The 26,168-nt window shown below is 36.4% G+C and carries 22 protein-coding genes, 1 tRNA gene and 1 pseudogene; 9 read left to right on the top strand and 15 right to left on the bottom strand.

The window, feature by feature from the left end:
- Positions 1-37 precede the first annotated feature (37 nt).
- Together BBP83_RS01775 and BBP83_RS01770 are read left to right on the top strand one after the other, a co-directional pair.
- Positions 38-1,336, top strand: a complete 1,299-nt coding sequence (locus BBP83_RS01775) for an FAD-dependent oxidoreductase (protein ID WP_068885693.1) — start codon at positions 38-40, stop codon at positions 1,334-1,336.
- 3 nt (positions 1,337-1,339) lie between these two features.
- Complete coding sequence (locus BBP83_RS01770) at positions 1,340-2,170, top strand: SAM-dependent methyltransferase (protein ID WP_068885692.1); 831 nt, start codon at positions 1,340-1,342, stop codon at positions 2,168-2,170.
- 56 nt (positions 2,171-2,226) lie between these two features.
- Here the strand turns inward: BBP83_RS01770 and BBP83_RS01765 are convergent.
- From BBP83_RS01765 to dsbD, 4 genes are all read right to left on the bottom strand, one after another.
- Positions 2,227-2,302: transfer RNA gene (locus BBP83_RS01765), tRNA-Thr, on the bottom strand.
- A 668-nt stretch (positions 2,303-2,970) separates the two neighbouring features.
- On the bottom strand, positions 2,971-3,720 hold the full coding sequence (dsbG, locus tag BBP83_RS01760; protein WP_068885691.1) for a thiol:disulfide interchange protein DsbG: 750 nt from the start codon (positions 3,718-3,720) through the stop codon (positions 2,971-2,973).
- A 16-nt stretch (positions 3,721-3,736) separates the two neighbouring features.
- On the bottom strand, positions 3,737-4,582 hold the full coding sequence (locus BBP83_RS01755) for a TlpA disulfide reductase family protein (protein WP_068885690.1): 846 nt from the start codon (positions 4,580-4,582) through the stop codon (positions 3,737-3,739).
- Complete coding sequence (gene dsbD / locus BBP83_RS01750; protein ID WP_068885689.1) at positions 4,579-6,534, bottom strand: protein-disulfide reductase DsbD; 1,956 nt, start codon at positions 6,532-6,534, stop codon at positions 4,579-4,581. The genes BBP83_RS01755 and dsbD overlap by 4 nt, the downstream gene beginning before the upstream one ends.
- 117 nt (positions 6,535-6,651) lie before the next feature.
- Between dsbD and BBP83_RS01745 the strand changes: the two genes are divergently transcribed.
- Positions 6,652-7,320: a response regulator transcription factor gene (locus BBP83_RS01745; RefSeq protein ID WP_068885688.1), complete on the top strand. Its 669-nt coding sequence runs from the start codon at positions 6,652-6,654 to the stop codon at positions 7,318-7,320.
- Positions 7,321-8,685: an ATP-binding protein gene (locus BBP83_RS01740; RefSeq protein WP_068885687.1), complete on the top strand. Its 1,365-nt coding sequence runs from the start codon at positions 7,321-7,323 to the stop codon at positions 8,683-8,685. It begins immediately after the preceding gene.
- A gap of 110 nt (positions 8,686-8,795) precedes the next feature.
- On the opposite strand, the gene BBP83_RS01735 is transcribed toward BBP83_RS01740, so the two are convergent.
- The 3 genes from BBP83_RS01735 to BBP83_RS01725 all read right to left on the bottom strand — a co-directional run bounded on the left by BBP83_RS01735 (position 8,796) and on the right by BBP83_RS01725 (position 11,117).
- Positions 8,796-9,278 carry an SRPBCC family protein gene (locus BBP83_RS01735; RefSeq protein ID WP_078055375.1) on the bottom strand — a complete coding sequence of 161 codons (483 nt, stop codon included), beginning with the start codon at positions 9,276-9,278 and terminating at the stop codon, positions 8,796-8,798.
- 4 nt (positions 9,279-9,282) lie between these two features.
- Entirely contained in the window at positions 9,283-10,092 is an 810-nt protein-coding gene (locus BBP83_RS01730) for an alpha/beta fold hydrolase (RefSeq protein WP_281180993.1), read from the bottom strand.
- 83 nt (positions 10,093-10,175) lie between these two features.
- Positions 10,176-11,117, bottom strand: a complete 942-nt coding sequence (locus BBP83_RS01725; RefSeq protein ID WP_068885684.1) for a metal-dependent hydrolase — start codon at positions 11,115-11,117, stop codon at positions 10,176-10,178.
- A gap of 478 nt (positions 11,118-11,595) precedes the next feature.
- On the opposite strand from BBP83_RS01725, the gene BBP83_RS01720 reads away from it, so the two are divergent.
- The 4 genes from BBP83_RS01720 to BBP83_RS15115 all read left to right on the top strand — a co-directional run bounded on the left by BBP83_RS01720 (position 11,596) and on the right by BBP83_RS15115 (position 17,096).
- Positions 11,596-12,657, top strand: coding sequence for an AraC family transcriptional regulator (locus tag BBP83_RS01720; protein ID WP_068885683.1), 1,062 nt, complete (start codon positions 11,596-11,598; stop codon positions 12,655-12,657).
- A gap of 314 nt (positions 12,658-12,971) precedes the next feature.
- On the top strand, positions 12,972-14,666 hold the full coding sequence (locus BBP83_RS01715) for a hypothetical protein (protein WP_068885952.1): 1,695 nt from the start codon (positions 12,972-12,974) through the stop codon (positions 14,664-14,666).
- Between the two features lie 600 nt (positions 14,667-15,266).
- Positions 15,267-16,565, top strand: a complete 1,299-nt coding sequence (locus BBP83_RS01710) for a hypothetical protein (protein ID WP_068885682.1) — start codon at positions 15,267-15,269, stop codon at positions 16,563-16,565.
- Between the two features lie 384 nt (positions 16,566-16,949).
- Positions 16,950-17,096, top strand: coding sequence for a DNA cytosine methyltransferase (locus tag BBP83_RS15115; protein ID WP_141689939.1), 147 nt, complete (start codon positions 16,950-16,952; stop codon positions 17,094-17,096).
- A 60-nt stretch (positions 17,097-17,156) separates the two neighbouring features.
- On the opposite strand, the gene BBP83_RS01705 is transcribed toward BBP83_RS15115, so the two are convergent.
- Complete coding sequence (locus tag BBP83_RS01705; RefSeq protein ID WP_068885681.1) at positions 17,157-17,957, bottom strand: hypothetical protein; 801 nt, start codon at positions 17,955-17,957, stop codon at positions 17,157-17,159.
- Between the two features lie 339 nt (positions 17,958-18,296).
- A pseudogene (locus BBP83_RS15405) lies at positions 18,297-18,538 on the bottom strand (tyrosine-type recombinase/integrase); the annotation flags it as partial.
- Positions 18,539-19,093: 555 nt separating this feature from the next.
- Here BBP83_RS15405 and BBP83_RS01700 point away from each other — a divergent pair.
- Complete coding sequence (locus BBP83_RS01700) at positions 19,094-22,363, top strand: P-loop NTPase fold protein (RefSeq protein ID WP_068885680.1); 3,270 nt, start codon at positions 19,094-19,096, stop codon at positions 22,361-22,363.
- A 460-nt stretch (positions 22,364-22,823) separates the two neighbouring features.
- On the opposite strand, the gene BBP83_RS01695 is transcribed toward BBP83_RS01700, so the two are convergent.
- The 6 genes from BBP83_RS01695 to BBP83_RS01670 form a co-directional block, all read right to left on the bottom strand.
- On the bottom strand, positions 22,824-24,050 hold the full coding sequence (locus tag BBP83_RS01695) for a hypothetical protein (RefSeq protein WP_068885679.1): 1,227 nt from the start codon (positions 24,048-24,050) through the stop codon (positions 22,824-22,826).
- Positions 24,051-24,169: 119 nt separating this feature from the next.
- Positions 24,170-24,427 carry a hypothetical protein gene (locus BBP83_RS01690; protein ID WP_068885678.1) on the bottom strand — a complete coding sequence of 86 codons (258 nt, stop codon included), beginning with the start codon at positions 24,425-24,427 and terminating at the stop codon, positions 24,170-24,172.
- 2 nt (positions 24,428-24,429) lie between these two features.
- On the bottom strand, positions 24,430-24,603 hold the full coding sequence (locus BBP83_RS15220; RefSeq protein WP_171258017.1) for a hypothetical protein: 174 nt from the start codon (positions 24,601-24,603) through the stop codon (positions 24,430-24,432).
- Positions 24,600-24,839, bottom strand: coding sequence for a hypothetical protein (locus BBP83_RS01685; protein WP_068885677.1), 240 nt, complete (start codon positions 24,837-24,839; stop codon positions 24,600-24,602). Before BBP83_RS01685 ends, BBP83_RS15220 begins: the two co-directional genes overlap by 4 nt.
- Before the next feature lie 243 nt (positions 24,840-25,082).
- Positions 25,083-25,373, bottom strand: coding sequence for a helix-turn-helix transcriptional regulator (locus BBP83_RS01675; RefSeq protein ID WP_213030438.1), 291 nt, complete (start codon positions 25,371-25,373; stop codon positions 25,083-25,085).
- A gap of 126 nt (positions 25,374-25,499) precedes the next feature.
- Positions 25,500-26,168 (bottom strand): hypothetical protein, encoded by a 669-nt coding sequence (locus tag BBP83_RS01670; RefSeq protein WP_068885675.1) that lies wholly within the window; start codon positions 26,166-26,168, stop codon positions 25,500-25,502.

The following is a 26,168-nucleotide window of genomic DNA, read 5'->3' as shown; positions in this document are numbered from 1 at the left end:
CATAATTTTATGAAAGTTTAAAATATGGAAGAGCAGATTGGATATTGCAGTCATTGGTAGCGGCATGGCTGGGCTTGCTGCCGCAAGAATTCTAAAAGATGCAGGGCATAGCATTACCATTTTTGAAGCCTTGCCTGGACGTGGTATGGACAGCCATAGTACTGAGTTTGAAGGTGGTTTGATTGACGCGCCATTACGTGTAATGAACCCGCACCTTTGGAACAATACATTAAGCTTAGCTGCATATTTAGGTATTAAAACCTTTCCTGTACGTACTTATATGGCGTGTAGCTGGTTGTTTGAAGACAAAACCGAAACATGGCTGACCACAACACGTAGTCGCATTGGTAACTTTCCAATCATTAATAACCGTAAAGGCATCCAACAGTACGGATGGCGTTTAGTGAAAGGTATGTTGCAATTGAAAACGGCCATTGGTAAGTTTTTCAAGTCAGATGATCAAGACATTACTTTGGCAGAATTCATTAACCGCAACGACATTGAAGAAGTGTTTTGGCATGGTGCAGTGATGCCTGTTCTGTATACTATTTGTACGTGTAACCCGAAAACCATTGGTGAATGGCCAGCCAAACCACTTTTGGTATTTTTACGTCAATTGACCGATGGTGATGCACTTTTACGTCTTCAGGGTGGTACACCTGCTTTGGTCAATAAGCTGATTGAAGGTCTTTCAATTGTCAGCGGTTCAGCCATTACTTCAGTCAAAGAACAGGACGATAAAGTTCTCGTTACTAACAATGAAGGCAAAGTGACTGAGTTTGATAGTGTGGTTGTGGCAACACCCACCGCAAAAATTGAAGAATTTTTAGATCCAACTCAATTTGCAGATGATATTGCGCTACTCAAAAAATTCAAATTTGAACAGGGCGATTTGGTCATTCATACCGATCAAACCGTGATGCCCCCTAAACGTAAAGATTGGGCGGTACTGAGCTATATGATGGATCGTAAATTTACCCGTCAGCAATTTACAGTATGGTTAAATTCCATTGAACCGAGTCTTGTGGGTAAAACGCCAGTGTTCCAAACTTGGCGTCCAGTGACTCCGATTGACCCTAAAAAAATCATTTCAACGGTAACGCTGACCCGTGCTGTGGTCGATTCGCAAACAGTGGCTTTAAACACTGAATTGCAACAACGCCATAAATCACAAAATCGTAAAGTATTTTACTGTGGTTCATGGTCGTGTGATGGTTTACCAATTTTAGAATCGGCGGTGACGTCTGCAATGCATATTGCTGAAATTTTTGGTGCCCCATTGCCGTTTGTGGGATTAAAACCTAAAGTAGAGGTTGCCCCACAGCTCGGCTACTAATAGATGAAATGGCTTCAAGCATTCCGCAATTATTTTCCTGAACATAAATATGCAATTAACAGTAAATTGCTAGGAGATAAGGCTGAATTGGCTTGGAGCAACTTGGGCTATTGGCAGGCTGATACAAGTTCGTATCCACAAGCTTGCCAAGCACTTGCAGACCAGCTGGCACAGGCGATTGATTTAAATAAAAAAGATCGACTGTTAGATGTCGGATGTGGCCAAGGTGCGAGTCTCGTGCATTGGCATTCTACCTATCAGATTCAGCAAATAAGTGCAGTAGAAATACAATCTGCTTGCGTTACTTATCTTCAAAAAAAATTAACTTCAACCGTAGATATTCACTGTGGTTCTTTTTTAAATTTAAAGGCTATTTTTCCTCAAAAGACCTTTGACGCAGTGCTGTGTATCGATGCTGCTTATCATAGCCCATTAAATTCATTTCTATTTTCTATGCATTCCGTTTTAAATTCACAAGGGCGCATTGGTTTTCATTATTTAATGTGGTCTGATAAATACCAAGATTTAAATACATGGCAAAAACTTCGTTACCAAGCCTTACTCAAAGCAGCAGATGTCAATATTGAGCATTTATTACTTCAAACCGACTTACAGCACAGTCTAGAACATTTTGAATTTCAGAATATTCATATTCAGGACATGAGTCTTGAAGTGTTTGCTGGATTTGAAAATTTTGTTGCGACCGATTTAAATTCAAAAATTCAAAGTCAGGGAATGGATGCGTTTAAAATTCGAATGACTGCAAAATTGTGTGGTGTTTTATATCAAGAAGGTATGGTGAGGTATGTGCAAATTACTGCGCAGAAGGCTTAAAAGAAAACACATACTATAAAAACATCAAAGCCTCACTAAAAAGCGAGGCTAAGATATGGTGCCGACACACGGATTCGAACTGTGGACCTACTGATTACAAGTCAGTTGCTCTACCAACTGAGCTATGCCGGCGTTATGATGAGCATTTTACAGATTTTTTTTCAAGGTGCAAGCCAAAAAATGAACGATTGAATTCATTGCATTATTTCGTTTAGCTATAACCTATCTTGGTCGCTTATGGGCAATATTCAGAAAACGGTGCTAAAAATGAAGGTGGTACTTTAGGTTTAGAGCTCCATTGGTAAACTTAGAATAAAGAATTGCTTAAAAAGGCAGGTGCTTAGACACCTGCCTTTTTTAATGATAAATATTAGACTTCTTTCATAAGTCATTTTTAAACAATATTAATTTCACTGCCAATGGATGATGATTTGTTGATTTATGAAAGAGGTCTATTGTATGTTTTGAAGTGTTATTCTTATCCATAGATCCGATCTATTTATTGCATAAGAAGGAATGGATCGTATTAGACATGAAAAAGGCCTAAACCATGATGATTTAAGCCTTTTAGGACGCTATGAGATCTCACTGCAATCCATTTTAGTCAGAGATAATGACATTTTGATTTGAAACTATTGAAAATAATATGAATAAAATCATAACTTTATATTTTACCTTCAATCCACAAAGCTCGTATCATTTAAATGATTGGCAAACTTAAATTTCAAAAATTTAAATCTTGAACTGTCCAATCAGGATTGAGTGTACGAGTCTCTATAGATGATTTTAGGCTGACAAATTTACTTTTCAAAAATTTCTTTTAAATCTTTTGGCATGCCTTGAGCCGATTGAAAAGACCCTTGGCTGTCTCTCCATACCATGGAAGGTGTTGAGAAAAACCCATATTTATCCATTAACCCCTGATTAAAATCAATTTTATCTGCAATTTCTGTAGGAATGGTTTCCGCCTGTTTTAAGCTTTTTTTCCCTTTATTTTTATTCATCTCAGTGAACACCGCTTCAGGGTCTTTTGACATGAGTAAAGATGCAACCTGAGCACGACTTTCTTCACGTATTACGCCCACTTGAATGTGACGTAATTGTACTTTTCCAGCGTTAACCCATGGACGCGCTTGCTGCCAAAATTTATGACAGTACGGACAGTTTGGATCTGAAAAGACATACACAATACGTGGCGCATTTTTTGGGCCATCTTGAATCCATGTCGATTTTTCTAAGGTTTTCCACACGTCATCTAGTACGGCATCTTTGGCATGTTCATTAATAGCATCAAGGGAGAGATTCGTTCCTTTCGCATTGTATAAGTCACCGACAATGTAATATTGCTCATCATTTGCAATAAATACGGTCGCAGGGTGTTGGTTGTTATGTCCCACCCAACCGGTCAGACCTGTTGGTGCAGGAATTTGCTTAATGAACTGAAACCCTTCTTGCTCAATGTGTTTTTTGATATCGGTCTTGGCTGCAACCAATGTTGTACTGCCTGCAAACACCATGGCAATGAGTATACGTTGTATCAATATATTCATAAAATTCACTATAAAATTAAGGTTGTGTTGAGATCTTTTTTAAATATTGCTGCAACATTGCAGGTGTCAGTTCGCCCATATGACGCGCGATCAACTGGCCTTGTGCATTAAAAAATAAAGTGCTGGGTAATCCATGCATATTCATTTGTTGTGGCATTTCACCCTGTGGATCCAGCAGGACATCTTTAAAATTCAGGCGATAACGTTTTAAGTACTCGTGTACGGTGACTTGATCTTCTCCCTGATTCAGCATGATGAAATTCATCTCAGGGTGTTGATCATGTGCCCGTTGTAACACAGGCATTTCGCGGTGGCAGGGTGGGCACCAACTTGCCCACATATTGATGATGGTCGGTTGCCCAATAAATTGCTTGAGTGGAATTTTTTTTGATGTTTCGCTACTTTGGGTTAAGGAAGAAAAATTTAAATTGGGAAAATGTACGTCCTGTTTCAAACTGCTTTGAATCGCAATGCCGATGCTGAGTAGCACAGTAAAAATGAATATAAATAAGGCTCTAGATTTTCTAGATAAGCCTTTATTTTTCCAAAAGAACCATGCACTACCTGCGACAGTACCACCGATTAAATGAAACCCCTGATCTTGAATTTTGACAATGTCGATTGGAGAGGCGAAATACACATCCCAATGCAACAGCACGAAGGTGATACGTGCCCCAATTAAGCCAATCCAAAAACTGGTCCATAAGGAATCCCAAAAAACTTGGCTTGTCGCTTGTTCCCACCGTTGTTTTTGACCCAGCACTTGACCCATGATTTTCATCATAATCATAGATAGCAAAATAATGACCAGTGTCCAAGGCAAGATAAATGGCCCAAGGTGTAAGGCTTCAGATGAAATCATTGCGGTTCCTTGGCCTGTAGTTGCGCTAATCGCGCGATCAACTGGCTTGCGCTAAATGTGCCCGTCAGTCGAAGTTCACGCTGTTCTTGGTGTGAAGGATCCAACATGATCATGGTTGGGGGGCCAAGAATCTGCCATTCTTTTAACAAGTCATTTTGGCTTGGATGGTAATGGGTGATATCAAGTTTAATCCTGACAATATTACGTAGCGCATCTTGCACATCTTCACGGGGTAAAACTTCGTGCTCAATGGGCTGGCAGGCCACGCACCAGTCCGCATATACATCAATAATCACGGCTTGGCCAGTAGCGCGAGTGAGTGCACGACCCAGTTCATCCGCAGTGCTTACTCGTTGCCATGCTAAGGTTTGCTCTGCTTGAGTCACACTCATTTGGCTGATGGCTTGGTAGAGATGCCAGAGACCTCCAGAACCAATGGCTAGACTAAGCACAATGATCATGGCTTTGGTGATGATTCGCGTTACATTGGGCAAAATTTTCAGGAGGCAGTAGCCTGCAAGGAACAGTAAAGTAATGCCGAACAAACTGAAATACAACACACTTGGAACAAGAGGACGTACAAAATAAATAGCAAGAATCAACATGACAAAGCCAAAGCTAAACTTAAGACGATCCATCCATACGCCGGGCTTAGGTAAATATTTTGATCCAAACACTGAGGCAATAAATATGGGTAAACCAATCCCTAAACCCAGTACAAATAAGTAAGTGGTTCCCATTAAAGGATGATTCAACTGTGAAACAAATAATAAGGCTCCAGCAAGTGGTGCACTCATACATGGCCCAACAATGAGTGTCGCAATCATGCCCATGAGTAAGGCACCAAGTAAGGTGCCACCTTTCTGTTTTTGTTGCCATTGATCAAGGCGATGTAACATTCCTTGCGGTAAGGACAACTGAAAGGCACCAAATAAATTAAACGCAAATATAATAAAAAGCAGGGCAAAGAAACCAATAAAAATAGGGCTTTGGAACCATCGCTGAAAGTTATAACCCAGTTGTGAAACAGCCAACCCCATTCCTGCATAGACCATTGCTAAGCCAAAAACAAAAGCCCCTGCAATGAAGGCAGCCCGATAACCACGATGACGCTGGACTAAAATACCCGATAAAATGGGAATTAAGGGCAGGGAACAAGGTAAAAATGCCAATAAAATCCCCAGTCCTAAAAACACCAACAGGTTCAATATGATGTTTTGATCGGATAGCAAATTAAAAAAGAATTGGTCATTATTCCACTGTAATTTAATTGAAGCTGCATTCTGCTCAGGTTGTGCCTCAGATGCAGATTGAGCACTGACTTCATTTGATGATGGCACCATGATTTCATTTTGTGGCAAGGTGTTTTGATTGACTTGTACTTGGGCTTTAGATGCTTCTTCGGCGGGGTCATCTGCTAAATTTTTGGGTGCTAAAGCTTCTTTTTTTTGTGGCGGTGTTTCAGTTTGTTCAGCGAGCGGGATGGGGGGCAATGTCGAGGTTGAGATCACCTTTAATAGTTTTGTTCTTTCGTCGAGTTTTTGTGCAGGCAATAATCCTTCTTCATTGCTTTGAATTGTTGTACGTTGTACGGGGTAGCACAAACCGCTGTCTGCACAGCCTTGCCACTGAATATTCAGCTGCTGATTTGGCTGTACAGGAATATGTGTCTTGACTTGAGCATAATAAACTTGGGTCATCCCAAAGGTTGGGTCGTCTTTGTCTTGTGGTGTCGGTAGATTGAGTTTGAGTGCTTTCTGATTGTGGCTCACTTTAATTTGATCATGATAGAGATAATAGCCGTCGGCAATTTTCCATGTCAGTTCAGCGCCATTTTGACTGGTTGAGACCGCCTGAAACTGAAAGGCTTGATCAGGTGAAAGAAAATCTGCATGCGCTGTCTGTATCAAAACAGCAAGCGTGATAAAAAATATTTTCAGCAACCTTATCATCATCAATTTCAGTATCGTATTTCATTTTAGGGACTCTATTATTCAAAAACTAAAATTAAGAGAGCATTAACAGCAACAATCACTTATAAAATAAATGCACAACGCATGGGGAACTGTATGTTTGTCGTTTTAGTGGAAGATGATCCGTATATTGCACAAAGCATTTGCGCGGCGTTGAATTTTTTAAATATTTCTGTAGAGCATGTCAGTACAGCCAGTGCGGCAGATTATTTTATCCGTCATAGCGCCGTAGATCTGTGCTTACTTGATTTAGGGTTGCCCGATCAGGACGGTTTGGACTTACTCAAAAAATGGCGACAAGATCAGATTCACACCCCTGTACTGGTACTGACTGCACGAATCCAGACCCAGCAATGTATTCAAGCACTGAACGTAGGTGCAGATGATTATCTGACAAAACCTTTTGAACTGGATGAGCTGATTGCCCGTATTCATGCGCTTACACGTCGTCACCGTGGTTTTTCATCGAATGTATTGCAGTTTGAAAATTTGAGTTTAAATCGCGACACCCAAGAAGTCTTTTATCAACATCAACCGGTTCAGTTATCAAGGCGTGAATACAGCTTGCTTGAGACACTGATGAGTCATCCCAATCAAGTGCTGAAAAATGAGCAATTACTCGACAAACTGTATGGCTATCAAGACAGCATCGAAAGTAATGCATTAAATGTGCATATTTACCATTTAAGGCAAAAATTACATGCCGATCTGATTCAGACCATTCGTGGAATTGGTTATATGTTTAAAGTGCCTGAGTCAGCATAGATGCGAAGTTATAGTTTGAAATGGCGTTTGGTCAGCAGTTTATTGCTAGTCTTTCTTTGCCTGTGGAGTCTTGTATTTGCTTGGTTGTATGTTGACCTGCAAAAACGCTTACAAGATACGCTCGATCAACGGCTTTTTGCTTCAGCACAGATGGTTGCGCGGTTAATTCAACAGCTCCCGATGCAAGCGCTGAATAACGAACTGAATCAACACCCCAATAAGCCAGCAGATGCTGAAAATCTGATTGCCTGTGAAGTTTCTTTATTTAGCTCAGATATTTCTATTGGTCAGCATGTGGTCGCAAAAACGCGCGGTGCGCCACTGAACTTAAGTCAGCAACAGCTTGGCTTTAGTACTTGGCAACAAGGCGGGGTGGAATGGCGCAGTTATGTGCTGCGTAAAAATGATATTCAGGTTGTGGCTGCGGAACGGTTATTCTTGCGCGATTCACTGTTACAGCAGATTTTGCAATCTATGCTGATTCCACTGATTTTCTCCTTGCTTATTTGTATGGCATTGATTCTTTTAATTGTACGTAAAGAATTTAAAAGTCTGGATGCCCTTGCGCAACATTTGAGTCGCAAAGATTTATCACTTGCTGAGGCAACGACCTATTTAAGTAATCTTGACCCCAAAAATATTCCGCAAGAGGTACAACCTTTTGTTGATAATTCAACGCAGTTGATTCAAAAATTACATCATAGTTTGGAAAATGAGAAAGTCTTTACCGCATATGCGGCACATGAATTACGTAGTCCTTTAACCGCAATTAAAACCCATGTGCAACTTGCACAATTGATTGCACAGCAACAACAAACGCCGCAAAATTTACAGGACAGCCTGCAGCAAGCCAATATCAGCATTCGCAGATATGCACAGTTATTGGAACAACTTTTAGCACTGACAGCGGTAGATCAAGAGGTCACGCAGAAGTTAGAAGCCACAGATACGACATCTGTACTGCAACACGTTATTACAGATTTAAGGCCAACTTATCCTGAGCTTGATCACAGTTTAGAGATTCATTGGACCAGTTTAACAACCATTGATTTGCCGTATTTTGCACTGTATACCGTACTTAAAAACCTCATTGAAAATGCAGTGTTACATGCACATGCCAATGTCATTTCTGTCAGTATGCAGGACAAGGCACTTTTCATTCAGGACAATGGAAATACGTTAAGTGAACATGAAGTGGAACACTTGGGACAACGTTTTTGGCGCAAATCAGCCCAACAATCAGGACACGGATTGGGGTTATCTTTAGTTAAAATGATTCTGAGTAAATATGGCTATAGCCTTGAGTTCCAAGTCACACAGCCTCAGGGTTTAACGCTTACATTGAGTCCGTACACTGCTGCATAAAGGGTGAAAATGCTGTGTTTAGAAAATTGAAGAAACCTATTTTTAACTGTCCAAATTTTCAATTTGTCGAAACATTAAATTAATCCGTGTAGTAGTAGTAATGCGCTGATTCACCTGTTATTGAACATCATCAGTTTAATATTTTCATGTCTTTTTAATGCAATTTTAGCTAATGCTTTTGCGGCATATAACAAAAACCCTTTGCTGAGTGAATCAATCGTTTTTGCGACAATTTTTGGCAGTCGATCTGCATTATATTGGGTTGACCAAGTCACTAAAGTTCCATTTTCCACGGCATCAAATTGCATTCTGCCACCAAGATGTTGAACTGGGAGAGGCCATTTTAAGAATAAATACTCCCAATAAAATGGATAGTGCATATCCGTAACGACTTCTTTTAATGACCCACCCACGAAATGAATTTCTCTGATCGCATTTTGACCATTTGAAGGGTGAAGCTTTCCTTGTTGAATTAATTTTGTATTTAAAACAAGGGGAATCTGCCGATAATTTTCATGATGGGTGAAAATATCGAATACTTTTTCTGGCGGTAGACGCATATGTAGTTGAACTCTTACTTCAGAATTTTTCATTGTTTTAAGCTACTTTGGCCAATTTAAATTGTTGAATAAAGTTCGTCATTGATTCGGCAATCCCTTGCGGTTGACTGAGTATGCCCCAATGCCCAGCCTCAATATCCGTACGTTGGAATTGAGCATTGGTACTTTTTTCTAATCCAATTAGCAGGTGTTGTGGCACAAACGGGTCTTGGGTCATTGATAGTAAATGTACAGGAACAGAGGTCATGCGGTTTTTGGGAAAGAAGAGATGATTGAATAAGTTGTTACGGTAGAGCTCTAACCCATTCACCCCATTTCTGAGTTGATGAGGCGCTGTTTCAATATCGACTTTTTCCAACCTAGACAAGATGGATGGCCAGCGTTTTGCCAATGCAACTTTCCAACTCAACTCTGGAATAAAGGGTAAATTAAAAAATGCCATATAACTTGAGGAAAGTAATTGTTTGACTGCGATGAATTGCTGACGCGGCTGTAAGCTTCGTAGCTGTTGATGAAACCATGCCCGAACATGATCAAGACTGGGTGCAAGTGCAGTATAACTTTGAATTTTGTGTTGAATATTGGGATCGAAAACAGCCTCCCAGCCCTGTAAAGCGCCCCAATCATGTCCGACCAAATGGACTTTTTTATTTGGACTCACATGTTGTATGACATGCTCAAGATCGGCAATTAAATACTCAAAGGCATAGCCTTTACGAGATAAAGGGGCTGTAGAAAGACCTGTACCACGGACATCATAGCTTACAACATGGTGGGTTAATGCCAGTTGTTCTGCCAGTTGATTCCAGACACTGGCATCATCTGGATAGCCATGAATAAAAACAATGGTGTGTAAATGAGATGAACTCTTTCTCCATTCATAAATGGATAATTGAACATCTCCAGCATTTATAAAAGTTTGGTTTTTTTTTAATTTTTTGGGTCATTTGAGAATACCAATTGCTGTTCGAATGCTTTTACAGCGGGGGAATTATTAATGTAATCCAAAGCCATTTGAGTTGAGGCTTCATAAATCGGATGATAATCAGGTTTAAAGAAACTGCCTGATGTAGTGATAAACCACGATAGACTCGGGATGAGATTTTGCTGACTTGCAGAGGCCCATTCTTTCCAAAAGCCTAATCGAGTTAAACTTTTTTGCGATTTGGATAAAACTGGATCGGTCGTCGCTAGCCCAGCAGTACCTTTAATCATTAGCATGGTTAAAATAGGAACAACGGGCAACATCACCAAGCAACGCATCGCGTAATTGCCTTTATTTAAGTATTGGAATAAATCGTAAGCAACCGCACGATGTTCTACTTCTTCAGCGCAATGCCATGTAAATAAATCGCTTACTTCCGGGTTGCATCCCTTTGCTTCCCAATGTGCTTTTTCTAATACGAATTTACCCAAGGCACAGGTGTAATGTTCCGTAGCAGCCACAAAACCAACACGTGCAACCAACCACTGTTTTTGTAAAAATTTAGGTAATTTCATCCCAAAAGGTTTATCTGCTAATGCGTGATCAAAAAGATGAATGACGGTTTCATATTGTTTTTCAATGTCTACACCATATCGTTGAAGGTATTGCTCGATAGAGTCTTTATGTGCTTGCGCATGAATCACTTCTTGGCGAATAAAAACCTTTACATGCTCTTTCAGTTTTTCATCTTCAATCAAAGGCAATGCTTTATTAAACATGCGACAGAAAAAGTATTCGCCACGCACAAGGCTAAAACTAAAATGATTGATGGCATGACTGGCTAGTGGCGATTGAGGGATCCAATGTAATGGTGTGGTTTGCCAATCAAACATGACTTTACGTGGAAATAAGGGCCAATAGGTTTTTGAGGATGATTCTGTAATCATATTATTGTTCACTTTATAGGATATTTAATTGTTATTTTTATTATGGGTTCTTTTTTGGAACTTAGAATATCATCAATGTTTGAACTAGTATCATTTAAGGTCAACTCATACATTCTGTGTTTTTAAGATCAGCAGGATGACACGAAGCTTAGACACTTTAATTGGGTTTTAATAAAAAATGAGGGCTTAGGTAAGTGCTAGAAAACTTAAGGGAAGGAAAGAGTGCTTCTTTTTATCTTATATTTCTGAGTCTAAAAGAGGTTTGAATAGAAAAAAATACTGAGAATTGGCATGATTGATTTTTAAGTGTAAAAATCAAAATAGGTGTACTTGGGGTTTAGGCATTTATGATGTGGGTTAAAGGCGTAATTGTTTTCATTCTAATCAGATATAAAGTATATAAAAGTTTGAATTGCTTTAATTATATTCTAAATTAAAATAATTCATGATGAGGGATTAATTATCAGGGATTGTTGGGATGATTACCGATTTTCAAAAAAACATTGATGAAACTTTGGGAAGCCAAGTACTGTTTGGGCTTTTTAAGCACTTTCTTGAGCATGCAACGCTTTATGGCATCAATAGAAGCGAGCTACTCTTACAAGGTGGTTTGACTGAAGAGCAATTAGGGGATTCGAATCAGTGCATTCCACTCAGTTATTTTGAAAAGGCGGTTTCATATACGTATGGTATTTTAAAAAATCCATTAATTTCTCTAAGTTTTTCTAAAAAAATGGACTCCACGGCGTATGGTGTTTTAGGACATCTGGTACCGTTATCTTCAACTTTAAGTAAAGCAATTTATACCTTAAAAGAATTCCAACCCTTAATTGGCTGTATCGGCGATATTTCTATTCAAACAGAATCCGATATCGTGTATTGGAAATGGAAATGTAGATCGACAGATCCTATTTTTATTCGTTGTGCGACAGAATATAATTTGGCTTGGTGGGTGAGTTTAGTCAGATTAGTTCATGATGAAGGTTATGCTGTACTCAAAGCGGTTCATTTTTCCCATACATTGGCTACACCTGAATTACAGACAATGTATGATGAGTTCTTTGGGTGTCCTGTCTATTTTAGCCAAAAAGAAGCTGCTCTGTTATTGTTGCCTAAGTCACTGAATATGACCTTAAAAACGGCAAACTCTGGCTTGTATGACAGTGTTAAAATATTTGCCCAGAAATTGCTTGAACAACAAAAAGTCGAAAAAACTTTTACTGAACAAGTCAGAGCACAAATTTATTTATTGTTGCATCAAGAGCGCCTCTCTCGTGAAAACGTTGCCGAGCAGTTGGCTGTTAATGTCAGAACATTAAGTAGAAAATTACATCAAGAAGACAATAGCTATAGTACGATTTTAGATCAAGTTAGATTTGAATTAGCTGAAAATTATTTAGCGAACTATCAGCATTCCGTTGTATTTATTTCGAAGGCACTTGGTTTTTACAATAGTCATTCATTTATTACATGGTTTAGATTACAAACCAACTTAACACCAACTCAGTATCGTAAAAAATTAAATAATTCAAACATATAGTATTTTTTTTGGCCGTTTTGGCTATTTCCTAAAATGATTTGTCCTAAATTCGAAACTCTATGACTCAGAAGCGTAATTTTTTTATTCTTCGTTCAGAATATTATCAAGAGAATGATCAAGCAGATTTTTTAAAAATCCTATGATTTGTAAAAAATTAGATGATCTACGATTTGATTTTTGGGTTAAGCCTGTTTCTTACAGTATTGAGTAAGCAGGAAAGGGAATATAGATAAAAATTACTCATCTGGCTAAACGCGAAAGCTGACTTGTGTCAAATACAAGAGCTTGCGATGAGTAAACATCAAGGAAAAGATATGAAAATTCATCAAGTGTATAAACATTCTCTGGGTCTTATTTTACTTAGTTTTGCTGTTACAGGTTGTGGCAGTGATAACGACAGTGTCTCTAGTACACCTCCAGTAGTGGAAGAGAGCTGTCCGGCGATTATGGATGAACAGTTATTTGCAGACGCTGAAACTTTAGAAAAAATGCTAGCAGTTGGGCCAGAGTTTGGTCAGTTACGCACTACTGGGAGTCAGGCACATCAGCAACTGGTTGATTGGATTGAAGTAGAGACAAAAAAAATACCAGGTATGCGAGTACTGTCAGACCCCTATGAAATTGATCGTTGGCAACCCACAGAGCAAGCTGAAAATGGCAAGGGACGTAGCTTATCACTATCAGCGAACCTATCAGCCAATGGATTAGATATTCCTATTGCTGGAGCAGTCCCTTATTCATTGGGAACGAGTGATACAGGGAATAGCGGGGAGTTAATATATTTACCAAGCAACCAACCGATTACTGCAGAGCATAAAGGTAAAATCATTATTCGTGAGATTCCAACGGCTAACGATCCTGATCCTAAAATTGCAAATAGAGTGGCCCCACCTTATGCATTTTTATTGCAATTTTCGAAATACGTCAGTCCTATACTGAATGGCATGAAAGATCAAAGATATGATCGGCCATTTATGGCTGAAGCCTTTATGAAAAATGATTTAGTTGATGCTGGCAAGGTCGGTGCTGCTGGGCTTATTCTTGGTTTTTATGTACCCCGAGAGCAAATAAAAGATTATTTTGATCCTCATAGTGGGACACATTTTCGACTTCCTGCTGTTTTCCTAGGTTCGGATGAGTTTGCCGAGATTAAAGCTTTGGCAGAGAAATCAACGGTTGCACGTATCGTTGTTAAAGCGGAAAGAGATAAAGCGATAACACGGAACTTAATCGCGACCTTACCTGGCATGAGTGATGAAAAAGTTGTATTTGTTACCAATACTGACGGTAATACTTGGGTTCAGGAAAATGGTGTCGCGGGTATGGTTGCTCTAGCACAATATTTTTCCAAAATGCCTCTGAAATGTCGTCCAAAAACCTTTGAATTTGCTTTTAATACAGCACACCTTCACATGTCTAAAGAAGGTACTAATCGCTATATGAAGAACTTGAATAAAGAATATGAGGCGAAAAAGGTCAATTTTGTATTTGCTGTAGAGCATCTTGGAACTCGTGAAATATTGGCTAAACCTAGACAAGATGGTAAATTTGGTCGGACTTTAGAATTTTCTGGCACAGCGGAGCCACAAGGTTGGTTTGTTCCTGAAGATCATCCTTTAATGCAAAAAATTGCCACTGATGCAGCGAAAAGACGTCAATTGCCAAGTGTTTTTGTCGGCACAGGCCAAGATGCACCAGTTGCAAATCGGTTACCAAAGCAGTGTAGTTTTGGTGGTCTTGGCAATATTTCACACAGTTATATGATGCCGACAATGGCGACCATCTCTGCCTCATGGTCACTGTGGGCACCATCTTTTGGGAAGGATGCGATTGATTTTAATTTAATGCGAAATCAATTGTTAGCAATCGGTGATTCAGTTTTAGAATTGCAAAACCATTCTCAAGCTGAAATCGAAGGGCCTTATGCAGATTGGAAAGTTGCGCGTGATCAAGGCAAATTAGTCTGTAAACCCGCCTCCATCACAGGTGTAGAGGATGCACCTCTTTAGTAACAGGCTGTTTTGTTAAAGCTTTCTAGTTAAATAGGTATCTAAACATGCTTTGAATGTTTAGATACCTTAACTTAGATAATTGAATAGCCACCAAAACTCTAGACACACTTAACACTCTTTTGATGGACCTTTCATAATATTTAAATATGTCCTCTCTAGTATTTGATTTTGAAACATTGATTTTCTTCTTAATACGCTCTCATTTTAACAACTGAAAAAAGCTCTCAGCGACAGCATTATCATGGTATGAGCAGTGTACTGTGCAAGTGGCGACTCATACTGCTTTCAAGATTATGAGACTTGATAAATACCAACTACTCATGACTTGTATATTGGCGACCTTGGTCTGAGAGGATAAATTCCACAAGACTTGTAATCAGTTCTGAAAGCCTTTACCGTTTCTTAGCAGTCTTACTGATGGGTTCCTTAACCCTGCATAAATGAACAGCGTATTCAGTCGTAATATTTTAATGATCGTTGTAACTCTAACGCTTACATAAAATTAAAGCGACAATCTATTTATATACAACCAACTCACTTGCATCTTTTTTTATTTTTTATACGACGTTTCCTAAAATAGCTACTAAGACTTATATAATGACTAGAATTAAAGTTAGTAATTTCAATGAATTAAAAACCGCTATAGACTATGGTGCGCAATATATTATCATTACCCGAAGTTTTCTAAGCTTACAGAGCATCACGCTTCCTCCATCCGTTCAACTGCTTGGCCAAGCACAAGAAAATGGAGCATTCCCGAGCATATCATTCTCTCATAGTGATGGATTTGCGATCACATGTAATAATCATATTCACAATTTAGTTATTCAAGCACCTAGCGAACATCGCGCCATTTATAACATCACCGCTGATGAGCACTTAGGGACATTCGAATTTAGTAATCTCACGTTAAGTGGACAATTTTCATTTATTGCTCGTAGCGGTGTAAAAAATGCACGTATTAATGTGAATAACTTAGATATTATTGCTGCCAATACCTGCCACTATCTTGAGCAACCACAAAAATACGGTGTGAACGTGTTGCAAGGTGCATTCACTGTCTACAATTTCAATAGTGATGCCGATAGCTTGATTGAATTAAATATAGAAGGCCTTACGATTGGTCGTGAAAATGCACCAGTCATCGGTTCAGGAATGTTTATATCTGGTTTCGGTGATCAAGGGGGGCGGGTACTGTCAAATAAAATCATCACTCAAGCGGTTTACAGTAATGGGAAAATTCCATACGGTGTCGCTAACCTCATTACCGCTGCAATCTTTGTGGTTTATGGTGCAGAGGTGAAAGAGTTGGTACACGAAGGAGATATCGTGACTTATGGGGTCAACGATATGGTACTCGACACTTGGGGCAGTGTCGAAAATTGGCTAATTAAGCGAAATGTGATTTCTTATGGCCCGAGCGGTGTTGGCTTCGTGAATTTTGGTTATGTGAAAAAATTTATTGTAGAAGGTGCTGTAGAAACTTATGGCTTGGGCGCTCGTGGCTATAACCAATATGATGGCACAGTAGATCATATTGAATTTCAATCGATTACAACCTATGGTGATGGCTCAGTAGGAATCCAAATTAGCAAAAAAATTGGGAAATTGACTGTCCACGGCGATGTTCATACGCACGGAGGAATTGGCAATTCATTAGTCAAAGGTCTAAACGTAACTCTGCCTGCCATTCCGTTAAGTATTAAAGAAGGAGGAGATGTCGAGGAAATTAACATCGGTGGTAACATTGAAAGCAATGGAAATGATATTGTTAGTTATCAGGTTGATACTGGAATAGTGCGGGCATTTAATCTCAAAGGAAAAGTGCTTGCTACAGGAAAAAATAGCCAGACTGTAGTCATTCTCAATGGTGGTCAAACTCCGGAAATCATATGATTATGAACATTTCAATTGAATACGCCATATACTAAAAACGTGGATTTTACGTCCACGCTTCGCAATATAGCAGTATTGTGTAAATTACATAAAATAAGAGATTTTATTCGGCATAGCCAACACAGTAAAACTTTGCATATCCAATTGCTGTAATCAATCTATGTAATTTATTATCACTTAAAAATATTATCAGATTCGAATAAATTAATCGGATTTTTTCTAAAAAATGGACATAAACTGTATTTTTATTCATGAGTAACGCTATATTTAGCTTTGTTATTTATACCAATTAAAATAATTACTATGAATCTATATTCACCCAGCCAGACGTTTGAACTGGAGATTCGTCAGTTTCTGTATATCAATATATTTCATGCATAAATTATGCATGAAATATCAAAAACTCCTTTTTTTAATATGTTAGTTGATGAATTTTTTACTTTTCCTGAATCTACAAGTAATGCGAATTTTTATAAGCAAGCTGGAAACAGTGTTGTTGTGCCAGTCGTTTATCAAATTGCTAAAAATTAAAAAAAGTGCTGTTAATTAAATAGATAGTGTTTCAGTACCATTTTAATGAAACGGTAGTGATTATTTTTTTATTTGTCTAAGACAACCACTTTGTACGTAATAGTTTGATGCGTCCATACCTTGTATTATTGCCCCAAATAAACTGCCTTGAGGGAGGATGTATTTATTCTCTATGATGTAGACTAAGTCTTGATTTGAAATATACCCTACAATTTCAGTTAAAATATGCATGTTTTTTATGCTTTTGAAGAAATAACTTTTTAGTTCAGAATCACTATAATTATTATAAACGTCATTTTGGATCAAAAGATTTATTTCTGATTTAACTCGAGCAAAAAATAAATAATCAAAGTGTCCTACGTTATTTGATTGTTGATTGGGAACGTAGATTGCTTTTCCATTTTGTATAATCCAATCATCAGTTTCAAGTAAAAGTAAATTTCCAATATGTTTCGTCGTCTTGACTGCGATTTGGAAAGTATGGTTATAAATGTTACGTATAGTAAAATCCGCATCATCCCACATTGTTAGTCCATAACATTCAAAATCAAGAGGTGATATTTCTTTTATAAGCGGTCTTTGTTTGAAAATATTATAAAAGGCGAGTTCGCCTAATTTCCCAATGATTACATCACCAAATTTGTTTAAGTTTTTTCTACTTATTTTGCCTCCTGTTCGAGTGCTTCTATGTTCTCCTTTTGCTCCATAAGTCATATCCCAACTAAATTCTAAAATTTGTATTAACTGTTGAGAGTCATATGTGTTTAACGTTTGAGTCGTACTGCTTTCACCAAATTTTTTTTTCTGAGTTAATTGATATCTATCAGTATTGTTGTCGTAATACAGTTGTTCAAATGACATGATATTTATAAAGATATAGTGTTATTGAATACGATAATAACCTAAAATTTTATCTTTGATATGCTCGGTGATGGTTTATGCTTTGTATAGCCACAGATTTTGTAAATACCCTTAGTTAGATATAACTAATATACAAAATTAAGTTATTAATTTTTGATATTTAAAGGGGAGGATGTTTTATAGTTTGTATTTTAAGGAATAAAAAATTCATAAGTCTATTCAATGTATAGCGGTCCTTAGAAACATGATAAGCAAAAACAGTTCAACTATACAAAAAACAAATCAAAGGAATGTCTTTTTAACCAATTTTTTGTTTAGTAAAGGGCACAATCTTATTTCTTAAACTATTAATTTAGACCAATCCTGCATCATCTTGATTTTATAATCCGTATGTTGAGCATGGTTGTAAGTTTGAGTACGGTATAAGCTAATTGACCTTCAATCGCATCGCGCGCTATAGCCTTGTTTATACAGTGTGGTTGATGCTAATCCATGAAGCCGTGTCCAGTCATTTTTCCGTTAGAATCCATTGTGCGGATTGCACATAACAGTGCATTATTACTTATTGGTTTCGCCGTGCTTGAACGAGCGTAGCCTCTGGATACCTGCCTACTAAAAATATTTTCTTTATTATTGAAACGAAACTTCATTCGCCAATGCATACCACCAGATACATGCCTTTCTAATCAGAATATTTGATTTTCTTTTCTAATGGTTTGATCTTTCTTTTACATCTGTAAGCATGATGGGATGGCCTATTGAGTGTTTGGGGGTATAAAAATAGAGATATAAATATTTACCCCCATTGATACTCTCAATAGGTATAAGATTTCAATAGATGCTGTTAGATAGTATTAGACAACAAAAAGGCTTGAACCCTTTAGATTCAAGCCTTTCACACTACGGTATAATCCCGTAGAAAACAATTTTGGCGGTGAAAGAGTCCGTCAGGTTTAATATCTAAATATCTGAATTATTTAAACATAAAAAATCAGGACTGTAAATGTACCGCTATTTATACCGTCAATGGAATTAAAGATGGGTATACAGTTGGGTTGTCTTTGTTATATTACTTTTTTTGCGTAGAATCTACTCATATAAAGCTTTAAAAAAATTAACAATATAGTGGGGTAAAAATGAGTTTTGATTTTAAGGTCTTAACGGATGAAGTTGCTGAAAATGATCTATTTACTGATAAGACTCATGAAAAGTCAGCCGAAACACTATTTAAAGTAATTAAATCTACAGATAAAAATATAACAGTAGGTTTGGAAGGTGCCTGGGGAGCAGGTAAATCGACTGTTATTAATATGTTTAATCAAAAGTTACAACAAGATACTGAATCAAAAACACTATTCTTCTTATTTGATGCATGGGCGCATAAAGATGATCCTTTAAGAAAAATTTTTTTAGAGTCTTTCATTGAAAAGATTAATCTGGATAATTCTAATAGTGAGAATTTAGATAAGGTTCATAAGGAAATTGTTGGTAAAGTTAAAACGATTGATATAACTGCACATAAAACAGTTTCGCCTTTGGGGAAATATTTAGCCTTTAGTGCCATGGTTGTTCCTCTAGGTACTGTTTTAATAAGAACAGTAAAAGCTGATAGTTTAGGGGCGTTATCGTTAAGTAGCTCAATTAATTGGATATATAGCTTCGGTTTATTATTGGTTGTAGCTCCTATATTAGTAATAATTTATTGGTTTTTTTGCGGAGAAAACCAAACTCCAGAACAAAAAATTTGGGGGATTGTGAATAAAAAAAATTGGGATTTCTTTACTAAAGAATCTACTGAAACTATCAAACAAGATATAACCGAACAAGGTGAAAAGACTTCGATTGAATTTCAAAAGTATTTTAATGAAATTATAAAAGTTGCATTTGAAAAGCATAACTATAAACAAGTTATTATTGTTATTGATAATTTAGACAGAGTTGATTCAGAACAAGCAAAAAGTGTTTGGTCAACATTACAAACATTCTTTCAGAGCCGATCCTTAAGTAGTAATAACACTCAAAGCAACAAAATTATATTTGTTGTTCCTTATGATAAAGAGGGTTTTTCCGCTATTTGGTCAAAAGGAAATGATTCTAATCATGATGTAGCAAGTTCATTCTTAGATAAATGTTTCCAAGTTCGTGTTGAAGTTCCGCAACCAATTAGTTCAGGATGGTTAAATTACTGTGAACAATGTATTAATCAAGCTTTAATTGGATGGGATACAGATAAAAAAGTACAAATAAAAGAAGAATATTCTCGACTTTTAACTTCGAAGAATATAATTCCTACTCCACGACAAATTCGATCTTGGGTCAATCAAGTGGGAATGAATGGATATAAATGGAAAGATAAAGTTTCAGCGAAAGCATTAGCTATATATTCTTATGAGCGGTTACATTTTTCAGAAAAACTATTCTTAAAGGAATTGTTAGATTCTGAATCATCAATTTATAAAATGGCTAATGGTTCAGATTTGGTTTACGAAATTTCTGGGTTGTTATTTGGGGTGAGTAAAGAAAGAGGTACAGAGATACTACTTCATGGCATGATTGAAAAATGTTTTGAGGATATTGAGAAAAATAAGGAAGTTCTAAAGGGTATTGCTGAACAGCATAAAGCTGTTTTTAGGTTGAATTGGGAAAATATTAAAGGAAGTATTATTTTAAAATATAATGCATTTGAAGATGCAGAAATTAATAACCTTACAGATTACATAATTTCTGAACTAGGTAATTATGATATTCAAGAAGATCTAAAAACTATACTAAATATTTGGAAGAAATCTTCTGAGAAAGATTGGAGGCTGAATCAAGGTTGGGAATATGCTGATACTATGAGAGTCTTGCTAGACAGTTTAGATGATAAGGATTCTGCTACAACTTGGTTAAGTGATTTTGTAAAAAAATTATGTACTCATGTTATTAAAAATATAGATACATTAGATACTGATACAGTTAAAGAATTAAGAAAATTAATTGATCTTGTTGAATCTTACAATAAACCTATAGATATATTGCAATATACAAGACTGAATAAAGAAAATTGGTCTAAATGGTTAAATGTACTAAAAACTGTTGATTTAAAATTCCTAGAAATTTTTCCTAATAAAACAGAATTTGAACAGTGGAGTATTGAACTTTTTAATGATCCGCAAACCTTAAATAAAGATGATTTTAGTTTGTTAATATCAACCTTAGATGTTATGGATGACACAAATTACTGGCTTCCTGTGATGGAAAAAATGGCAAGTATGTTTGAAAATAGTGCCTATCATCAGCGAGTCTTGAACATAAATGAAATTTATCATTTTACCTACTTGTTATTGAGTAAATTTGGTCATCAAGATCTTGAAAAATCAATCAAATCTCCGATGTTCTTAGAGACAATACAGCAAGAAGATCTAAATGTTATTCCTTCAATAAATTACTTATTAGCTTTAGTGTATGAGGAACAGTTAATAGCAAGCAAAGATGCTATTAGGTCTGAAATTAAGGATTATTGGTCTACAACTAATGATATAAAAGCGAAGGAAGTATCTGAGTTTTTAGAGGAAAATTCGGATATAGCTTTGATTTCAAGATGGGCAAGAGATGAAAATAATAAACTAGCGCAACAAATATTAATTCAGCTTAAAGAAGATAGATCGGTTACATCAAACAGTGATGATTTTAGATACATTGATGAAATTAGCGACAATATGACCGATGAAGATTTCTTGGGGGTATATATTCAAAGCTTATGTAAAAATAGTTCGATTGAAGAAGTTTTAGATAGTTTTCAAGAAGATCCTATTATTTATGCGAAATGCTTAGAATTACTGCTTAAATTTGGAACAGAACATGTCAGAGAAAAACTATTATTTACTATAAAGAATATATCGACTGAAATTTGGAAAAAAGACTTAAGGGCTAATAAAAAATTAATTAACTTATTTGAATATGATTTAAACTTAGATCACAAGTTTTCGGAAGCTTTTACTGATTGGTTAGAATTTAGTATACTAAATCAAGATAAGCATCAAAATAAAGTATGGAATTTATTTCCAATAATTGAACGAAAAATTCTTGATAAGCAAAATGTTTATGACAAGTTGAAAAATATTTATTTTGAACAGAATTCTATTCACTGGTCAAGTGAGAGCATTCCATATGTAGAAAAATTTTGGACGGATATAGATGATATTGATGAACAATATATTATTCGTAAGTTAAATCAATGGATTGATGCTAAGGAATGGGATCAAATTGCTTGGTTAACTAAGTTACTTTCAAATGAAAGTTTAAAAAGTGAACTATTGGAGTCAAGAGTTGAAACTAATCTAGAGAATGAACAGAATTCCGCACAAATAAAACAAATACTAGAAAATTTACTGCAAAAAATTGTTGTTGATATAGTAACTTAGCCATCTACCGAAGATTAGTAGAAAATATTTTTTGATTTAAAAAGAGACTTAACATTTTGTTAAGTCTTTATTTTTTTAATTTTTAAAATAGTTAAATAATGTATTTAAATAGGTAAGTTATAGTTATGTTTTTATAAGCAATAAAGTATAAGAACTTTATTTCACCTCCAATTTTTATGAATGGTATCCATGCCATAATTCTTTAAATTTCTAGGACTTCGCTCATTTATTAAGAAGGATCTCGGCAGAATTGAATTGTTAAGGCAACTTTGATTATGAAGGTAAATTAGAGATTTATTATTGTGAGCATTTTTGTAAAAGTTCCAACTTTAGTCATTAATATAATATATAGGTGTTATATAGGTATTAGGGCGTTACCATTCTAAAAAATGGCTACAAGCCTTGAGATACAAGGCTATCACCATTTTGCGGTGAGAAGTATTGAGAACAATTTTACGAATTAGAACTGTCTACACTGATTAGCAATAGCTTTTGAGACAAGACTATTTAGTTCAGAATATGTCTTCACGCCATTCGCTAAACTCCGCTTATTTCTATTTTCACTTGTTGTATCTTTCTCCATTCCAAAAGGGTCAATATGTTGGCTATAGTCTGCTTTCATTTCTTCAGAAGCTTTTTCATCTAACTTGGTAAAAGTTAAATATTTAAAGCCAAGTTTGATGATGTTAGTTAGATTGGAAAGATGACAATCTATATTTTTTAGCATGTCACTATTCAATGTAACTTCTGCACGTAACCGATGCTCATTGATCTGCAAAGAGAGTTTGTTACTATCAGTTGTCTTAGGGTATAAGCGATAACATAATGGTGATCCTTTGGGATTAACGCCTAAACACCAATCATTGTTAAACCGATTAAGAAGTAACAGCGGTGAATTAGGGAGAAGGGTAAGCTTATTCCGTGTGTCATCTTTCATATATTTATAGATACGAAAGTTTTCCGCTGTTTTGCTGTACTTAACTGATTTGTGTAATGCACTCAGAAATGCTCGGCTTGGAACATTATAAAAATCGAGTGACAATTCAATGTTTGAGATTTTCATTTGTAGATAATCTGCACCGTACTGTGTAGCAAGAAGATGTGTAATCTTTAGCAAATCCTCTTTATTTCGAATGTCATGTAATCGAATAGTGAAAGCTAGTCCTTGTTGATCAATATGACTTTCATCATATTTTACATAATGCTTTGTACCTGTTTTAGAAGTAAGAAAGCTTTTGATATAGCTTCGTGCATTTGATTTATGTGCAAATTTACAGATACTCGGATTTACTTCAAAAGACAGGTCTAACCAATCAATAACAGCTTTAATTTTGATAGGCGTAAATTTAATTGAATAGCCTTTTTGATGGAGTTCATCATTTTTGAATTCCATGTGTTTATCAAAACAGTAGTTAGAAATATTGCTTAAAAACTCAGCTTCAACATGAGTCCAAGCATCAGCATTAACTTGAATGCGTTGCTGATAAGAGTCTAAAAGTATATTCATATCTTCTGTTTTAGTCTTATCTAAGACGGTTAAAAATTTGCCTGAGGAATTTACAAGCATGTCTTTATACATGGAATCAAACACAAGATTGGCTTCATTGTTTGATGTATATTCATCACAGGTGGCAATGGCATCATAGAAAGAATTTAAAGATGTATCCAATTGAATAGAGCTTGTCATGGCTGTCCTTTTTTTGACACGGCGAAAAACTAAGCCAATTCGCCAGAGTTATTTATTGGTGATTTAATGAGAAGGGGGGATGCGATTGCATCCCCTATGTTGTCGTAGTTATACAGAGATCAATAGAATTTCAATTGTTTACGAAATTCTTTCACTACAATTTTGGGTTCAATAACAATGTTTGTGTTCATTGTTAAGTAATCTACAATCCTTTCGCTCAATTCTTGAATATCTACTTTTTTACTCAAATCGTACTCATCATCAATTTGAGCAATCGTGTTTGCCACTTCTGAAGCAATTAACTTGTCCATGTGATTTGAAGCCAGACCTGTAGAACCATCTTTTAAGATGATCTCAACATTGTTTTGTGTATCCATTATTAACGTCCTTGGGTAATGAAATAGTTTTCGAATGCTGTATTAATGAGTACAGCTTCCTGACCTTGAAAAATCAGGTAGTAAGTTGTAGATGAACGTGAACTATCTTTCATTATGATTTCGCTGTCATCCAGTAACTCGGCAAATTGTTCAAGTGAGACAATGGATGCTTTCATTGAATTACCTCATTTGAGTTACCCTGCTCAAGAACCTGAATTTCATTGTTCTTGATTTTCTGCTGTAGCAGACTGTCAACGGTACAATTCACGGCGTAATCAATACCTTTCTCTGTGCTGAGGTCAAATTGATGCTTTTTAAGCATAAGTAAACTTTGAACCGTTTCTTTAACAAGTGCCGTTTTAAGTGTTAGCAGAGCATCTGTATTCACTGTATGGCTGATCATGTTAGTCATGTGGCTTTCCTTTGAGTTGTAGCTCATTTCCGTTTCGATGAGCAGTTACGAACGCTACGAGAGCGAATTTTGTATAACGTCTTTCACCATTGATGACGTGGACGTTAATTTTGTAGCCGTTTTGGTTTAAGTAGTCTTTTGGATTTTTATAGAGATACCGATACCAAGCTTTTTGAGAGCGAAAAGGTAGCCAATGGGCTAGAAACTTTGATGCTTCCCATGTGGTGAATAATTCGGTTTGCATTACTGTTTAGACTCAAGCCACTTGATAATGTCGGATTTTCGCCAACAGGTGATTCTTGGAGATATTTTGATTGGTTTTGGGAATTCACCACGGCGTACTTTTTCCCAAATAGTACTTTCACCCATTGGCAGAATGCCTTTTTTTGAGGGTCTCGCTTTGATAATACGATCACGACCTTGACGGTCTTTGAAGCGTTTCTCTTTTCGCTCAGCCGTAGTTGATAATTGAAACATGTTAAGTAGGGTGGAATCGGAATGTAAATCCGTGTTAGTAATTTGTGGGTTTGTCATGGGTTTCTCCGCAACGTTTGAGAGTATCTCGTTGTGTAGCGAAGATTAAAAAAATGAAGAGGAACAAGCATCCCAATTAGGATTAATAAATTCCTAATTGGGATCATTTATTTTTTATTTTCTTGTTCAAATGAGATGGTTTTCGATAGCATCATTTGCTTTTGAGAAGACCTTCTCAACTGTTTTATTTCCTAATCGAAGCTTTTCTAAATCAACTGTCCTTGTCATCAAATCGTAAAGACTGTTTTGAGTTAGGTCACCATATCGTTTAGACTTGTCCAAGCCTGCAAGGATGCTACCAATGATCCTTAGTAATTTTGTATTTTCAAGTTCAATTGATCGATCACTTCGAGATTCATACAAACTGTTGATATTGCAAAGACTCTCAAATTGTTCTTTTTCAATTAAAAGATCTCCCGTAGTGTACAACTTGGCAAGATGTGTAATATCAAAGCTTTCGGTTTCAGTCGGTATTTTCCTAAGTAGTGTATAGATCTCATTATCGATAGTTGCATAAATAATGGTATTCAACTGTCCTTGAAGAAGCGAAACAATATCTTGATTAAAAATATCATCCAAAGGTTCAATTAACCCACGATGAGCTTTTACTGAATCAGGAGAGTAGCTGTTAACCATTTTGGTATTTGGATTGATAAAGTTTTTTACAATCAATCCAGTATGATTTAAATAAATTTTAATTTCTTTTGATATGTAAGCATTTATAAAGTCATCCATATCATACGATTCATGATCAGTAATTTTTTGATGCACTTCTTTAAAAGTTAAATACTTCAT

Origin of the sequence: Acinetobacter celticus, assembly GCF_001707755.1 — a bacterium.
GTDB classification, from domain to species: domain Bacteria; phylum Pseudomonadota; class Gammaproteobacteria; order Pseudomonadales; family Moraxellaceae; genus Acinetobacter; species Acinetobacter celticus.
This window is presented reverse-complemented; position numbering and strand designations above follow the sequence as displayed.

Coding starts and splice junctions, on each gene's coding strand:
- BBP83_RS01770 (WP_068885692.1), top strand. CDS start 1,340: ATGAAATGGCTTCAAGCATTCCGCAATTATTTTCCTGAACATAAATAT.
- dsbG (WP_068885691.1), bottom strand. CDS start 3,720: ATGAATATATTGATACAACGTATACTCATTGCCATGGTGTTTGCAGGC.
- BBP83_RS01755 (WP_068885690.1), bottom strand. CDS start 4,582: ATGATTTCATCTGAAGCCTTACACCTTGGGCCATTTATCTTGCCTTGG.
- dsbD (WP_068885689.1), bottom strand. CDS start 6,534: ATGATAAGGTTGCTGAAAATATTTTTTATCACGCTTGCTGTTTTGATA.
- BBP83_RS01745 (WP_068885688.1), top strand. CDS start 6,652: ATGTTTGTCGTTTTAGTGGAAGATGATCCGTATATTGCACAAAGCATT.
- BBP83_RS01740 (WP_068885687.1), top strand. CDS start 7,321: ATGCGAAGTTATAGTTTGAAATGGCGTTTGGTCAGCAGTTTATTGCTA.
- BBP83_RS01735 (WP_078055375.1), bottom strand. CDS start 9,278: ATGAAAAATTCTGAAGTAAGAGTTCAACTACATATGCGTCTACCGCCA.
- BBP83_RS01725 (WP_068885684.1), bottom strand. CDS start 11,117: ATGATTACAGAATCATCCTCAAAAACCTATTGGCCCTTATTTCCACGT.
- BBP83_RS01720 (WP_068885683.1), top strand. CDS start 11,596: ATGATTACCGATTTTCAAAAAAACATTGATGAAACTTTGGGAAGCCAA.
- BBP83_RS01715 (WP_068885952.1), top strand. CDS start 12,972: ATGAAAATTCATCAAGTGTATAAACATTCTCTGGGTCTTATTTTACTT.
- BBP83_RS01710 (WP_068885682.1), top strand. CDS start 15,267: ATGACTAGAATTAAAGTTAGTAATTTCAATGAATTAAAAACCGCTATA.
- BBP83_RS15115 (WP_141689939.1), top strand. CDS start 16,950: ATGCATGAAATATCAAAAACTCCTTTTTTTAATATGTTAGTTGATGAA.
- BBP83_RS01705 (WP_068885681.1), bottom strand. CDS start 17,957: ATGTCATTTGAACAACTGTATTACGACAACAATACTGATAGATATCAA.
- BBP83_RS01700 (WP_068885680.1), top strand. CDS start 19,094: ATGAGTTTTGATTTTAAGGTCTTAACGGATGAAGTTGCTGAAAATGAT.
- BBP83_RS01695 (WP_068885679.1), bottom strand. CDS start 24,050: ATGACAAGCTCTATTCAATTGGATACATCTTTAAATTCTTTCTATGAT.
- BBP83_RS01690 (WP_068885678.1), bottom strand. CDS start 24,427: ATGGATACACAAAACAATGTTGAGATCATCTTAAAAGATGGTTCTACA.
- BBP83_RS15220 (WP_171258017.1), bottom strand. CDS start 24,603: ATGAAAGCATCCATTGTCTCACTTGAACAATTTGCCGAGTTACTGGAT.
- BBP83_RS01685 (WP_068885677.1), bottom strand. CDS start 24,839: ATGACTAACATGATCAGCCATACAGTGAATACAGATGCTCTGCTAACA.
- BBP83_RS01675 (WP_213030438.1), bottom strand. CDS start 25,373: ATGACAAACCCACAAATTACTAACACGGATTTACATTCCGATTCCACC.
- BBP83_RS01670 (WP_068885675.1), bottom strand. CDS start 26,168: ATGAAGTATTTAACTTTTAAAGAAGTGCATCAAAAAATTACTGATCAT.